The sequence below is a fragment of the Haloterrigena sp. KLK7 genome (assembly GCF_037914945.1).
Classification (GTDB): Archaea; Halobacteriota; Halobacteria; order Halobacteriales; family Natrialbaceae; genus Haloterrigena; species Haloterrigena salinisoli.
Genome location: NZ_CP149789.1, coordinates 96,951 through 111,491, shown reverse-complemented (window position 1 = coordinate 111,491; position 14,541 = coordinate 96,951). Strand labels below are relative to the sequence as shown.

Genomic DNA, 14,541 nt, shown 5'->3' with positions numbered 1-14,541 from the left:
CGACGACACGAACGCTCGAGGAGCCGAGCGCGACGACCACGGTGAGCGCGACGGCGGGCATCAGCCGTACCCTCCTGACTGATGACTCCATACAACCGTATATCCTACACTATCATTACATAACCTTTTGGATGTCGATGTCTCGCACTACCACATATGACCACCTAAATTCGATAACAACTGTTTGGAATTGCCGAACCGATATGGACGGAAAAAGCCGTGACTAACCACAGTCCCCCTCATATTCCCGATCTCACCTATGTTAATTACGAGAGTACTACTGTAAATACTGAGATCATCGTTCGGCCACTCCGAATGGACAGGTGAATAGAAAGACGACATCGCTGTCAAAAGCAGAACTCGAACGCGAATCTGAGACGGCGAGATGGTCTGCGGTAACGAGTTCTCTAAGACACCGTACGACGGGTCAGGTGCGGCACTGATACCGTCAGACAACAGTCCGTGAGAGCCCAATCTCGCCGCCTGCGACGGCGTCTGGGTTCGATCGATATGTGAACCGGCTTGTCTAACAGTCTGTCTGCCAATAGTCCGTATAAAACGACGGCCCTCAATTCGGTGGATACTGGAGCTTCAACTCGAGCTCGTTGGTGGCCTCGAGTAACAGTGGTTCGATCTCGTTATGACAACGATCGATAGTGAGTCGGTTCGCAGGTCCAGAAATAGAGATTCCACCGTAGATCGTATCGTCACCCAAGACTGGCGCAGCGATAGCTCGCAGCCCGTTTACCGTTTCCTTGTCGTTGATTGCGATCCCGTCAGCACGGATCTGTTCGAGTTCAGCCTTCAATTCGTCGGGATCAGTGATCGTGTTGGGTGTTAACTCGGGCAACCCATGCCGAGCAATGATTTCTTCGACCCGCTCGTCGGGGAGATACGCCAGAATGAGCTTTCCAGTCGCAAGATGATGTAGCTGCGCCCGACCACCGACTCTCGCGTGTGTCTGGACGGCCTTTTCGCCCATTGCCTTATCGAGGTACACTGCCTTCCCGTGTTCTTCGACAATGAGCCACGCTACCTCACCTGTTTCATCGGCCAGGTCCTCGAGAATGGGATTCCCCACTCGGGCGATAGGGCGGTTGTTCTTGACAAACATTCCATGCTCGAGAAACTTGAGACTGAGTTCGTAGACATTGTCGTTTCGGACCACGTACTCGTTACTCTCTAGTGTAGCGAGATGACTGTGTATCGTACTCTTCGCGAACTCGAGTTCATTGGCTAACTCCGCCAATGAGGCCCCGTCCATCGACTGTAGCGTAGCGATTATCTCGAACAGCGTATCGGTTGTTTTGACCCGTCGATTGGGACTGTCACCCATTGTTGTGCTATATAAACGTATACAACTGACAAAACACTTTCGGAGGGGCAGCATCCGAGTCAAACTGGTCGATACGAGGATTGAATACTGTACACTACCTGCAGCGTAACCACACCGGATTAGATATGACTGTACGCGATGAAGCTGCCTTCTCCCACGACTGAGGTTCAGGCTTTCGCGCAATCCTCGCTATAATCCCACTTCATCCCAGAGATTGTACATTATCTGTGGATAGAGAAGGTTAGATGAGATAATAGTGTGACCAGGTAATGACGACCCAACCACCAATATCCAATACTGACGAAGCTACTGAGGTTGAACGACAAAATTCGGATGTCTGCAACGTCGTAGGGTCAGTTGAAGAGATCGGTTCGAAGTGGAAGCTCATCATTCTCAACGATCTGCGAGATGGCGAAAAGCGGTTCAGCGAGCTCAAACGATCGAGGGGTGCGAGTTCCTATACGCTCTCACGTGTTCTCAGCGACTTAGAAGAGGAGGGATTCATTGAAAACCGAAAGGAACTCGAGTCGCCGGTCGCAAGCTACTACACCTTGACTAAGAAAGGCAATGCGCTCTGTCCCGTATTCGACGCATTGGACGAGTGGGGCGAAGACTGGCTTGCATAGACTCCTGACACATTCAGAAACGATGAGTAGTCACTCACCCCCGATCAACAGACCTCGATGCAGCGGAACCGACACTGATTGAGGGACTGATCCTCAAAGTCGATCCCAATCCCCTCGTCGTGAACTGAGACAACGTATTCCGGCCCGCATCGCTTGGCAGAGATCTGGATCTGCGGTGGCTCGCCTCCTTTATGCGAACGTCTGCCTCTACTTGCGTCTGTCCAATGGTGAAGTCCAACCAATATCGCCACATTGATGTTCCAATTCCATCACTCTAGTACTAATGTGTACATCATCGGATAAAGTAGAACGCTATATAGAACGCGTCAGCAGTGGAGATAACCTCGACATCAAAGAAACACGCAAAGTTGCACGGCTGATCTTTGAAGAAGCTACAGAGGCCCAGATCGGTGCGTTACTCGCTGCACTCCGTACAAAAGGAGAAACAGAATCTGAGATCGCTGGGTTCGCACAAGGGATGCGTGATACGATGCGGACAATCGACCCCGATCGCTCTCCGCTAGTCGACACCTGCGGTACCGGTGGTGACGACTACAACACCATAAACGTCTCCACGACCAGCGCAATAGTCGCGGCGGGAGCGGGCGCGGCAGTCGCCAAGCACGGCAACTATTCGGTCTCCTCTTCGTCGGGAAGCGCTGACGTACTGGACGCTGTGGGCGTCAACGTCAAGGCGGAACCGCAGGATGTCGAAGCGGCGATCGAGCGTGACGGAATTGGGTTCATGCTTGCGCCAGTTTTCAACCCAGGGATGAAGACCGTTATTGGTCCGCGAAAGGAACTCGGAATACGAACGATCTTCAATATACTTGGTCCACTGACTAACCCTGCAGGCGCCGATGCGCAGGTACTCGGTGTTTATGATTCGGAACTGGTGCCGATTATGGCCAAAGCACTAGCCAGGCTGGAGGTTGATCGTGCACTCGTCGTGCACGGATCGGGGCTTGATGAAATCGCAATCCACGGTGAAACGACTGCCGCTGAAGTCACCGATGACTCTATCGAGGAATACACGATCAGGCCCGAAAAACTCGGGTTGAAAACCCATGATATCAAGTCGGTCGAAGGTGGCACACCAAAGGAGAACGCGGCCTATCTCCGCGGGATTCTCACCGGCTCGATCACAGGTGCAAAGCGTGACATTGTTCTCGCAAACGCAGGCGCTACGGTGTATGTCGCTGATCTCGCAGGGACACTAGAAGAAGGAGTTGACATTGCTCGTGAAGCAATTGATTCGGGTGCTGCTGCCACCATGCTTGACTATCTATGCGAATAATGAGGAAAATATGTGACGAAGATTAGTAGTTAGTTTGTCGAACAACGTGAGAGGGCTGTGATTAGCATGTTGCGTGGCATCTAGTCTCTTTCTTCGTGGGGGCATCAGAGAACAGTTTACATGTCCTCAATGCGTGACGTATAGTCCCTAAGGTAGCGTAAGAGAAGAAAGCTAGATGACCAGTGTGATATCCAGATAATATACAGGGATGGGATACAAACAGCATGCTATGACCGCCAACAACCGTATTGCGATTCTCGGTGGAACGTTCACACCACTCCACGATGGTCACCGCGCCCTTCTGCATACCGCCTTTCAGACTGCCAGTCACGATGGAGATGGCGACGGGCAGGTGATCGTTGCACTCACGTCAACTGTACTGGCCAAACGCACGCGGAGTGATCCCGCTCATGCCGAGCTTCTCGGTTCCTTCGACCAGCGCCGAGAGACGCTTGAGACCGAGCTTGCCCAGCTGAGCAGCGCCTACACTGCCGCCTATGAGGTCATCAAACTTGAGGATACACACGGCCCTGCGGCAACCCACGAGGAAATTGATGTGCTTGTCGTCTCTCCTGAGGGGAAAGCCCAGCATCGTGCCCACGAGGTCAACAAACAGCGGATACGTGACGGGCTCACACCGCTCGAAATCCATACTACCCCATTCGTTATCGCTGATGATGGTGTTCGGATTAGTAGTACCCGCATCCGAAACGGTGAAATCGACGTCCACGGCCAACCACAATCGGATTGTGACCGCCTGTAGACGCTGTGACTCAGCATATGCAGCGAGAGTGCTCGCAGATGGACAAATCCGCCCGATTGGAGTCCAATCCTGTGAATGTGGAGCTGAAGACTTCTGCCCACTCAGGTGAATCGTTCCGGCTGCAACCGATTTCCCGGTTCTTTCTTTGTATTGGAATTCCAGACTGTAACGTTCAGTATCGCTCAGAGTGTTATCACTTGCTGTCAGAGTTTGTTCTTGAACTACTTGGTATACTGAGAGCGGGCGTTTGTCTGGCCGATCGCCGTTGGGACGACACAGGAGAGACCAACCTCGATGCCGAGTTTGGACTCCATGTTTTCGACCATCTCCTCGAGTCCATCGAGACTGAGGTTGCCCTTCTCGGCAGGTTTGACTGGCGCGACGAGTGTCCGCATGGCCGTGGATGGCGTTGTACAGCAAGTCCTCGACCCGAGCGTTTGGGTCGATGAGGATGGCTTCCTACTGGTTTTGGAGTTGCTGTTCGTCCCACAGGAGGTCGTACAGGAGTTCGTACCGGCCGTAATCTCCCGGTCGATGTTTTTCATGCCCGTCTCATAGGCGATCTTTTGCTCGAGGTTCGACGTGAAATCTCCGAGCATATCGTGATTCGGGAGCACGTCAACGCCCTTGTCAGAGATTTCGATCAGGTCCTCGAAGTCGCCGTCTAGGATGTGTTTCACGAGGTTGTCGGCGTCGAGATCGCTCCGATGTGCGCCGACGTCGAACAGGTTCGTAAGATTGCCCTCCTGTGGGTCCAGATCGATTAGGCAGACGTCCAGCCCCATCCGCTCGAGGCTGACCGCGAGATTCGCCGTCGTGGTCGTTTTGAACGTCCCACCCGACTCAGAGTAGATGACTGTCGCTATCACCATATTCTGTTACAGTCATCTATCCCTCGGATCTGCCCCAGACTACCGGTCCAGTTATCTGTTACAGTCTTCTGTTACAGCTACCTGTGATAGATGACTGTTGCAGTAATTTAATCCAATGGGTTGTGCGGGACGGGCGTCTGTACAGAACAGTTGGAACAGCCGTTTTACTTCTGAGTAAGATACTCTATCCTTGAGTAAAGCGGCAATAGCCCCCAATCCGTGCCTCTGACGCATGAGATCGCCCCCAGCCACTACGGCCCGCCGGGCAGGTAGACGAACTGATGAAACACACAGTGTAGACCTCCCGATGTCCGGTTATCCGATGGCGAACATGGCTTTCGCTCACTGCTGTATAGTGGTCTCGGCGACTCAAGACACACCGCGTGTCGAGTGAAAATTGGGCTACGCGTCGGTCGCGAACAGGTGATCATCGAACGGTTGGCCCAACGGGTTATCACCAGCGCGTCGATCATGGCGTTCAGACTCGAGAGACAGTACGCACACCGGAGCACCCGCCAGCCCTCGCGGTCGGTGTGGGTCTCGAGGTCGTTCGGCCGGGCTTGGCACTCCGGGCAAAACAGGTTGCGATAGCAGCCGTCGGGGATGGATTCAAGATTGACCATCAGTTCTATCTTCCGAGCGGACCGAGCGCGGCGAACACCCAGCCAACCAGAATGAGCGCGAGTGCGATCCAGTGGCCGGTACGCGCCGACGAAACCGGCTATGACAGTGACTACGAATACAAGGACCGCCAGGACGGCCCCGATCCATCCAGCCACCCGCGAATGGGCAGCATATCGGTCTCACTCACTGCCATCACGCTTCTGAAACACGAGTTGCTTCCAAACGGCCATTCGCGAGGATCCGATCCAACGAGTGGGAGGCGATCGACACCGGCGAGATGACGCCGCTGAAACCGCCGATCCTACATACCGGTGCGATCGGTGACGCCTATGAGGAATGGATACCGCTCACGGCCTACCAGCTGGAGAATCCGCAACTCGAGTACCAGCAGACCGTGACCCAGAGATAGAACAGACTCGCGAAGAACGAGCTGTCAATGTTAGCGAGAGTGACGATGGGTCCGAGACAGCGTCCATGTGGAGTCGGACGAAACGGTTGTTTAGGAGTACCCAAGAAGAGCGCTGAGACGATGTAGTGGTTTGTCACCCCCGACAGGGGGTACAGGGCGTTCGAACTGTCCTGCGACAACAGATGAATTCTGAGTAACAACGGCAACGAAACAGTAGTATCGATTACACACCTACCCATCAACAGACAGATCCACCTTGGTCTGCTCTCCAACTACTAGTTCCAAATGATCGGAGTAGAGCGTCGATTATCACGTTCGTCGAGTGTGTCCTCATCGAACTGACGTACGCGGATGCTGGTGGTGAGTATCGTTCCTCGCACGTCTGTGTTGTGAAAAGTCGCAGTACATCACAGCCGATGCGGTCGGCCAGACGTTTACGAAACAGCACTACTACGAACGGCTTGGCTGGCACGAGCAGACGCTTTCGCGTCAGGATGTCCGTGACGAACTAGTTAATAGCCTTCCACTGTCAATCTCGGTGACAACAAAACAAAATCATGCTACACCCATTGAGGAGGTCGACACATTCACAGTAAAACCCACATGGCAACTGTGAACACTACCATGCTGAATCGATAGGATGTATTCATCACGGCTTGTATTAATTTCCACTAATTATATCTGAACTTGACGCACACTCTCGGGAACGGGCATGAGAAAATCAACTATGATCAGTCGAGTTGCGCTACCTGCCCGATCGGGGGCTCCGCAAGCTGGGTCGCTCGACCCGACTCGCTCGAGCGGTAGATCGCATCGATCACACGCTGGACGGTCAAGGCCTCCTCAACCGTGTTCGTCTCCGGGGTACCCGCCGTCGTGATCGCCTCAAGAAACCGTTCGTCTTGGTCGGCATAGCCAGTCACAGTGGAGTCACCACTCATATTGACATCAGCGTAATGATCACAACCGGCCGTTCCGGCGTCGAGAATCTGCAGATTCGTATCGCCGATAGTGAACTGGGCTCCCGACTGCGTGCCGCGGATGCGGAAGTCCATACTCTCCTCGCGGTTGGTCGCCCACGCGGCCTCAAGCGAGATCGTCTGACCGTCGGTACAGCGGATAAAGGCACTGACAGAGTCGTCGACCTCGTAGGTTTCGGCCTCAGCGTCCCAGTTGTCGCCGAAGCCCTCAGGATCGGCGTACTCCTCGCTGGTGCCGAACGCAGTTCGTGTGACGCCGCTTACTTCGACGATCTCAGGGAAGTCCAGCGCGTAGAGCGCCAGATCGAGCGCGTGAACGCCGATGTCGAGCAGGGCCCCGCCGCCGGCGAGTTCGGGATTGGTGAACCATGACCCTGGCCCGGGGACGCCACGCCGGCGGACGTAGTTGGCCTCAACGTGGGTGAGATCGCCAAAGCGGCCGCGCGCGTGCTGTTCGTCGAACATAGCCATCGACGCGGCATGGCGGTTGTGAAAGCCGACCATACAGATGCCGTCTGCCTGGGCCGCTGCCTCAGCGATCCGCTCGGCACTTTCCAGCGTGTGTGCGAGCGGTTTCTCGACGAGAACGTCACATCCCGCCTTGAGGGCTGCAACGGCGATCGGTTCGTGGAATCGGTTGGGCGTCGTCACAATGACGGCGTCGACCGCCTCGTCAACGACGAGTTCTTCATGAGTCTCATACGTCCGTGCACCGAAATCGTCAGCGAATTGATTACGTTGTTCCAGAACGAGGTCCGCGCCAGCGACAACAGTAGCGCCGAGCTCTTGTACGCTTCGTGCATGGAGATTGCCCATGCCGCCGAGGCCAACGATTCCAATCCCAATCCCATCGCCGATCATGGCCAGACCCTCGATTTCGCAGGTTGTGGTTGGTTAATCATACTCACTACTAAGCACTACGCGCCTGTGAGTTCCCCCGGTCACTCTCTTCGGGGTTTAAATGACACCTCTGTCCCGTGTTTAATGCACTAGACGAATGGGGGGAGAGTTGGCTCGCATAGAGCAACAACGCAGTAACGTAGGAGATCGTGGTCTATTCTGGCACCTATCCGCAGTCGTTGACTATTCGGAGTCAAAGTCGGTTGGGCAAGTTATCGGCATACGCTAGCGAGAACTCCGGCGCCGATGACACTGATGAATGAGAACGCGAGAACGACCGAAAGAACGTCTGGGCTCGAGAACCCGGCCGTCGCAATGAACAGTGCGATTGCAGCGTTTCGAGCGGTCGTCGTTGTCGCCAACACCTCCCGCCGCTCTTGGATCGGCCCGCCGAACGCGTATCCCAGCGCTAACGATACCCCGACAGCGGCCGCCGAGAGGCCGAGCGTTCCCGTCCCGACAAGAGATATTATGCTGTCGCTGTAGATGACCACCAGCAGCACGATCAGTCCGACGAACGAGAAGTCCGACAGTCGCTGGATCGGCGGGTACAGCCGGTTACCGAGCGACGCATGCATGTAAGATAATGCCAGCCCCGCCAGTAGTGGAACGAGCTGAATACGCAGTACCATCCGCCCGATTGCGACGGGGTCGACGACGACGTCGCCCGGAGCGAGTACTACCAGTGAGATCGGGATCGTCACGACCGACAAAAGAGAGAGGATCGCCATCAGGCCGCTCGCAAACGCGATATCGCTGTCCGAGATCTCGGCAAACTTCGGGCCGAACGGCGCCCCGGGCGAGACGGCAAGCAACAGGAACCCAGTCGCGTACGCCGGGCCAACCGGAATCGTTCGGACGAGAAGGTAGGCGACGGCGGGCACCGCCACGAGGTTCACCACCAAGGATTTGGTCAACAGTCGCTGGTCTCGGAGGGCGCCGAATAGCTGAGTGACGGAGAGTTTCAGCCCCATCGAGAACATCGTCGAGAGGACGAAGACAGTTGTCACGGCCTCGACAAACGCGTCTCCAGATATCGTCTCCATTTTGGCTATATCCATTCAGAAGTTCGAACGGAGACCATTTGGCTGCTTTCATATCGGAAGGTCGAGACCGTGGATACTGTCGGTGGATTCCATTTCGTCAACACAAAGGCAGCTGTGTTGGAGTCAACGAGTCCAGCGTTATTGATGTCGTCTGAGAGAGCCGTCACCAGCATCCGTTCTCAGTATAAAGGTCCTGTCAACCCGGATGAGTAGCCTGGAAAGAAGGTCAAAATCCACACACTTTTGAGGTATGAATGGGGCAGATGTCGAGATTTTACATCTCAGAAGAAGCATACGCACCTTCCCCTATGGAAAACGATCCTCTCAACGGAATCCAGCTGGACAAAGAAGAAGACGAACAGTTCAAGGACGTCGTCGACGGCGCCGGCGATGGTTGTACCACACCCCAGTATGTCCAGTGTCTTCGCCTCCCAGTTGGTTATACGATTGTTGACGCACCCCAATAAGTCCAATATCAATCAACTAATGACATCAAATACACCCCACCGTGTCCAGTGTCTACAAAAGCGATTTCGTCACACCCCAGTACGTCCAGTGTCTGCTTTCGGATCGCAACTAACCTTGGATACACCCCATTATGTCCAGTGTCTTTAGCTCAGTAACTCTGATTAAGCCGCTTCTGAATCGCCTCAGTGACCCCCACCATGTCCACTGTCTCATCAAGCGCCTCAAGCAACAGATCAGGACTCGTATCGAGCGAATATTCATAGTACCGGCCACCAACCTCGCCTTTGTTTCGCTCTACTCGACTCGCGATCCCTAACATAGCGAGTTCGTTCAAGTGATCCCGCATCCGTCGGGGGACAAGCGGATCAGTCGCCGCTCGTTCACAGACGATCTCGTACCGGTCCTGAATCGTTCGTGCTCGAGTCGGCGTTTCACCTTCTTCGTGTAGCATCACTAATGCGTAGAGAACAAGATGTCCCTGCTGAGTGAGCCCTGCAACGCCGTCAACGATCCGACTGCGCTCAAGCGATGCCCGCGCTTCGTCGACGTGTGTCTCGGTAACTTCCTCAGCACCTTGCTCAACAGCAATATCACCAGCTTCCATGAGCAAATCAAGGCTCTGGCGGGCGTCACCAGCATCTTTTGCACCAAACGCTGCACACTTCGCGATCACTCCCTCCGGTACAACATTATCGTAAAAGGCGATATCAGCACGTTGGCGGAGGATATCGCGGAGTTCGTTCGCGTTGTAGGCCGGGAACTGGAGCTCCTTTTCACACAGACTCGATTGCACCTTCGAGCTCAGGCTTTCGCGGAATTTGAAGTCATTTGAGATTCCAATAATTCCGACCTTAGACTCCGTTAGGTTGCCGTTCGCTCGAGCTCGGGGAATTTGATAGAGAATCGAATCATCTTCGATATGGTCGACCTCGTCAAAGACAATGATGATTGTTCCGCCGATCGAATCAAGTTCATCCCATAGCCATTCGTTCACTTGTCGTCGGGGATACCCAGTCGGCTTCAGTTGATCGTCAGGATCACGAAGTTCGTTGATTAGTTGTATCGCAACCTGATAGCTCGTACTTAGGTCCTCGCAGTTAGTCCGAATCGTAGTGAGATCAATATCGTACTCAGTAGCATCTGTTTTAAGTTCGCTGAGAAGATAGCGGGTACAAGCAGTCTTGCCGACACCAGCTTTTCCGTATAAGAATACGTTTGGCGGTTGATCGCCGTTGATGACCGGCTGAAGTGCAGAGATATACTGCTGGAGCTCGTCATCTCGACCAACAATCTCCTCAGGTTGATAATCTTCCCGGAGGGCATCCCGATTACGAAAGATGTCTGTGTCAGGTTGAAACAGCCCCATAGTGCTCGTTGTTTGGGACTATTTGGGAACCTACATAAAACCATCGTGTCGAGTGTGTCCAGTGTGTCTAGTGTCCTGAAAAACACTTGTCCTCCCCCTCCCCAGTATGTCCAGTGTCTCATGGGAAGTACGATGGATCCCATCTCACGAAGAACTCTGAACCTGGGAAAAGTTTAAGTCGGTTGGCGCTATACTAGTCCGAACGATATCTAGAATACGTGCTGTATAGGAAGCTAAAAGGTGGAGCAGCTCGTTAGTAGCTTCTCACTTTGACTATGGTCAAAGACACTGGACACACTGGGGGGTGTGTGTTAGTATCTTATTCGATCCCTGTGCGATTCCTTTTAACCAACATAACAGGATGTCTTAGAGTCTGTTGGTTAACCCTTCTGGCTCCCGGAAAGACCGTTAAGTCTAGTTCTCAATCTCACGGAATTCCCCGCTGAATATCCGTCACATCCCAGCTAAGTACCGATAGTACACTCTCGACGGCTTGGATGATTCTATTTCATAGTCCGATAGATCACATGCCTCATTGTGAGCCAATGCAACCCGCTCTCGAGTCTTTCCTGCCGCTAACAATAATATACTTTATGTTTTGTCATAGATAGACAGTGAGGTTCTCATCACAAGCATGTTTGAGTGCCTCCTCATTCTGGGTATTTGCGTGTATCCTTCAGACAATCTGAGAACTCCTTCTGATTGGTGAATGGACCTATCGTTACCTCACCGAATGAAGTTTCTCGATTGCTTTTTCGAGACAGCTGAGAACTGCATCTGGTGATCGAATTATGCCGAGTCGCTTGAGACACTCCTACTGAACACCCTCGATAAACGGTGGCGTTGGTCGCTGTCGGGCTTTAATGCCTCTGATCTTGAACTCGTCCTCGCCAGCGACTTTCCGAAGTACTTCGCCAACGCGCCAGCGTCACTCTCACATTGAGGGACGAATGCGATCCAGTCGTAGTGGGCTTCATATTCCAGTCGGATATCGTCGGTTTCCGTAATCTCTGTTGTGAGCGTCTCAAGATCAATCTGCTCGCTTTCATCGACATCGGGAACGGGATTTGCCTAGATCGTATCGACGATGCCGTGAACGATCTGCCATCTACCATTTTCTTCGCGTTTGCGAGCATCATCGTACTGACGACCTGTTAGCTAAGGTATGGCGAAGCAGTGCTTGCTGTCCACGTCGAAGTTGGGCTGATAGAGCGGACGATGAGATGCCAAGTTCATCGGCGATGTCTTCCATGCGCGTTTCCCGCGGCACATTGAAGTACCCTTTTTCTAAAGCCGTGATCAAGGCTTCACGTTGACTGCTTGTAACGCCGTATTTGTTAGTACTGATACCATCCTTCTCAACGGATTTCTCTTCGTACAAATTAATCAATTTAAAATGCCTGTTTTGGTTTTCACACTGTTCTTTTAAAGCTATTATTGTATTTCGGGACGGGAAACGACCTACAAACTCTACGCTTTCAGACGTCATTGTCAGACTAATAGAAACGATATCTTCTTCTATGACAACAAACTGAAGTGTGTTCTGTTGTCCTTCTTCTGAGAGTTGTATTCGATAGAGATGCCGATTAGATAACTCAGTAAGACATTCGTAGTCAGAAATAGTAGGGTCATCGATTAGTGCGGATTCGTATCTCTGAAAGTCATCGCCGGATGCCCAAAAAATGAATTTCAATCGTTCATCGCCCAATGAACGAATATCCTCGATCTCGAGAATCATATCTGGAACGGCCCCCAATGCTTTTTGCCCCACTGGACGCCCTATTTCCATTTTACCAATTAGAGACACATATATTGTATAGACTTTAGACAATATAGCTTTTCCTAATAAGAACACGATATTCTATCCAAATATTTATAATTTTAACTAGAAACCATAGTGGAGATGTTAGTCAGAATAAACTCATCATTATAGTAAAACACTGCATACAGAAAATACACCTGGAAGAATAGCTTTGCGCATTTTCTTTCTATTAATGGCCAAGTCGCGAGATTTCAACCCGATCTAAGACTAATCCTCAATGATTTATAATTAATATGTCGGCTAGTTCCCTATATATAGAATATTATATAAATAAAATGGTCGGATTGGAAAGATCAATATATTGTCGATAGTCGTCTGAGAGCAATTGTCACAGTATCCGTCGTTGAGTACGTCGAAGAAGATACCCTCAACTATGACATCACCGCTCGTAGCGAGTTCGCAGCCGTCGTCGAGGGCGTGGCCGTTAAGATAGGCAATGGCCGGCTGGCGGAGGTTGTTGTTATCCAGATTAGATCTACCCTTATGTTACTGTATTTTTGTCACACACCTACGAGTACAGCGAGTTGACTTCGATGACATTCGCTGTTTGAGCTATTTGCTCTTGCAGATCGTTCGTTATTCGCTCGTCAGTCATTCGTCGAGACGGACCAGAGATACTCAGCGCACCCATAGTTTCCGTTCCGGGCACGTTCACTGCTACCCCAATACAACGAACGCCCGGAATATTCTCTTCGTCATCGATTGAATACCCTCGCGACGAAGTTTTGTCGAGCTCATGGTTCAAATCTTCGACATCGGTAATCGTGTTCGGCGTTCGCTCAGGCAATCCGTGCTCTTGTATGATTTGGTCGACCTCATTACGAGGTAATTCGGCCAGAATCCCCTTTCCGAGAGATGTTGAATGCAGCGGCATTCTCTCACCGATTTTGGAGACAGTTTGCACCGCGGAATCGCCCCTGTCTTTCTCGCAGTACACGACGTGTCCCCCTTCCTTTGCGCCAAAGTGGACGACTTCACCAGTCTCATCTGCGAGTTCACGAACCTGCTCTCTGACAGTATCTGGATCCGCCACCCCACTCTTTACGGACTCAGCAATACGTAAGAACTGTAAACTAAGCCGGTATGTATGATTTTCTTTGACCACTAGCCCCTCATCGGTTAGCGTTGCAAGGTGTCCGTGGACAGTGCTTTTCGAGATATTCAGTTCATTTGCGAGTTCTGTAACCCCCACACAACCTTGTTCTTGCAACATATTTATAATACGACAAGTCTTTCGGGCCGAATCGACCTGTCGAGGAATGTTCCTGGCCATACGTAGATTAAGGGAGTACACCACATATTCGTTCTAGTTCAGCGTCCGAACCATTTATAGGACGTTCGACACCGACCTTGTGAAGAATATAATTCATCTCTCTTTTATTAGGATAGTCGACATCGCCTGCCATGGGGACCACAGCAGATATTCGTTCTACCTCACTGTCTAAACCATTTATAAGGGCCACTGAACCAATTAGATGAAGTTTGACATACAACTCAGCCGTGAGACCTCTGCAACTACCCCTGTTTCGATGAAACAGTGCGTAAATACTCGAGGCACCGTTCCACGAATATATGGTCTTCTGTTTGCTCGTATTCCTTGTCGCTCAATGGCCCAGAGAGCCCCTGTACACTGAATTCATACCGACTATTTTGATTTAGGCGCCGTTCAATCATTTGGCTCTGTCGAATCATCCACTACAGAGTTTGTATCCTGAATCTGCGGGGGATCTATTCTTTATACGTCGATTCCTAGACCCTATGATGGCTGACGGTACTCGAATCGCCAATTTCAATCGTTTACAGGAGTATTTTTGTAATCTATTTACGGTTGTACCGTTGTAAAACACCAAAGACTACGACCATTATAGTATTCGGTACAAACCATTTAGCCCGAATCCATTCCCCACTCTATTTCGTTTGCACTTGTCGAATGGAGCGCTACAGGCCTTGTGAACCGAATAATACGAAAGTAGGAAAATTAGCTTGCGATTCCGATTTCGCTGATCAATCTCTGTTGATCGACTATAGCGGG

10 protein-coding genes are annotated in these 14,541 nt (G+C 51.8%); 3 read left to right on the top strand and 7 right to left on the bottom strand.

Annotation, left to right across the window (positions count from 1 at the left end; all coding sequences use genetic code 11):
• Window positions 1-568: 568 nt before the first annotated feature.
• Entirely contained in the window at window positions 569-1,336 is a 768-nt protein-coding gene (locus WD430_RS21210; protein ID WP_339106188.1) for an IclR family transcriptional regulator, read from the bottom strand.
• Between the two features lie 269 nt (window positions 1,337-1,605).
• On the opposite strand from WD430_RS21210, the gene WD430_RS21205 reads away from it, so the two are divergent.
• From WD430_RS21205 to WD430_RS21195, 3 genes are all read left to right on the top strand, one after another.
• On the top strand, window positions 1,606-1,962 hold the full coding sequence (locus WD430_RS21205) for a helix-turn-helix domain-containing protein (protein ID WP_339106187.1): 357 nt from the start codon (window positions 1,606-1,608) through the stop codon (window positions 1,960-1,962).
• A 283-nt stretch (window positions 1,963-2,245) separates the two neighbouring features.
• Window positions 2,246-3,259 carry an anthranilate phosphoribosyltransferase gene (trpD, locus tag WD430_RS21200; RefSeq protein WP_339106186.1) on the top strand — a complete coding sequence of 338 codons (1,014 nt, stop codon included), beginning with the start codon at window positions 2,246-2,248 and terminating at the stop codon, window positions 3,257-3,259.
• 229 nt (window positions 3,260-3,488) lie between these two features.
• A complete protein-coding gene (locus WD430_RS21195; RefSeq protein WP_339106185.1) occupies window positions 3,489-4,022 on the top strand; it encodes a pantetheine-phosphate adenylyltransferase in 534 nt (177 codons plus the stop codon).
• A 221-nt stretch (window positions 4,023-4,243) separates the two neighbouring features.
• Here WD430_RS21195 and WD430_RS21190 read toward each other — a convergent pair whose 3' ends face one another.
• From WD430_RS21190 to WD430_RS21165, 6 genes are all read right to left on the bottom strand, one after another.
• Window positions 4,244-4,894 (bottom strand): ParA family protein, encoded by a 651-nt coding sequence (locus WD430_RS21190; RefSeq protein WP_339106184.1) that lies wholly within the window; start codon window positions 4,892-4,894, stop codon window positions 4,244-4,246.
• A 1,764-nt stretch (window positions 4,895-6,658) separates the two neighbouring features.
• Window positions 6,659-7,768 carry a Gfo/Idh/MocA family oxidoreductase gene (locus WD430_RS21185; protein ID WP_339106183.1) on the bottom strand — a complete coding sequence of 370 codons (1,110 nt, stop codon included), beginning with the start codon at window positions 7,766-7,768 and terminating at the stop codon, window positions 6,659-6,661.
• Between the two features lie 251 nt (window positions 7,769-8,019).
• Complete coding sequence (locus WD430_RS21180) at window positions 8,020-8,853, bottom strand: bile acid:sodium symporter (protein ID WP_339106182.1); 834 nt, start codon at window positions 8,851-8,853, stop codon at window positions 8,020-8,022.
• 616 nt (window positions 8,854-9,469) lie between these two features.
• A complete protein-coding gene (locus WD430_RS21175; RefSeq protein ID WP_339106181.1) occupies window positions 9,470-10,687 on the bottom strand; it encodes an orc1/cdc6 family replication initiation protein in 1,218 nt (405 codons plus the stop codon).
• Window positions 10,688-11,822: 1,135 nt separating this feature from the next.
• Window positions 11,823-12,476, bottom strand: coding sequence for a helix-turn-helix domain-containing protein (locus tag WD430_RS21170; RefSeq protein ID WP_339106180.1), 654 nt, complete (start codon window positions 12,474-12,476; stop codon window positions 11,823-11,825).
• A gap of 541 nt (window positions 12,477-13,017) precedes the next feature.
• The gene (locus WD430_RS21165) at window positions 13,018-13,782 is read right to left on the bottom strand and encodes an IclR family transcriptional regulator (protein WP_339106179.1); all 765 of its coding nucleotides are present in this window, start codon (window positions 13,780-13,782) and stop codon (window positions 13,018-13,020) included.
• Between the last annotated feature and the right edge of the window lie 759 nt (window positions 13,783-14,541).

Bases quoted from the DNA above. Each gene is read 5' to 3' on its own strand.
- trpD (WP_339106186.1), top strand. From the start codon at position 2,246: ATGTGTACATCATCGGATAAAGTAGAACGCTATATAGAACGCGTCAGC.
- WD430_RS21195 (WP_339106185.1), top strand. From the start codon at position 3,489: ATGACCGCCAACAACCGTATTGCGATTCTCGGTGGAACGTTCACACCA.
- WD430_RS21180 (WP_339106182.1), bottom strand. From the start codon at position 8,853: ATGGAGACGATATCTGGAGACGCGTTTGTCGAGGCCGTGACAACTGTC.
- WD430_RS21210 (WP_339106188.1), bottom strand. From the start codon at position 1,336: ATGGGTGACAGTCCCAATCGACGGGTCAAAACAACCGATACGCTGTTC.
- WD430_RS21190 (WP_339106184.1), bottom strand. From the start codon at position 4,894: ATGGTGATAGCGACAGTCATCTACTCTGAGTCGGGTGGGACGTTCAAA.
- WD430_RS21175 (WP_339106181.1), bottom strand. From the start codon at position 10,687: ATGGGGCTGTTTCAACCTGACACAGACATCTTTCGTAATCGGGATGCC.
- WD430_RS21170 (WP_339106180.1), bottom strand. From the start codon at position 12,476: ATGGAAATAGGGCGTCCAGTGGGGCAAAAAGCATTGGGGGCCGTTCCA.
- WD430_RS21205 (WP_339106187.1), top strand. From the start codon at position 1,606: ATGACGACCCAACCACCAATATCCAATACTGACGAAGCTACTGAGGTT.
- WD430_RS21165 (WP_339106179.1), bottom strand. From the start codon at position 13,782: ATGGCCAGGAACATTCCTCGACAGGTCGATTCGGCCCGAAAGACTTGT.
- WD430_RS21185 (WP_339106183.1), bottom strand. From the start codon at position 7,768: ATGATCGGCGATGGGATTGGGATTGGAATCGTTGGCCTCGGCGGCATG.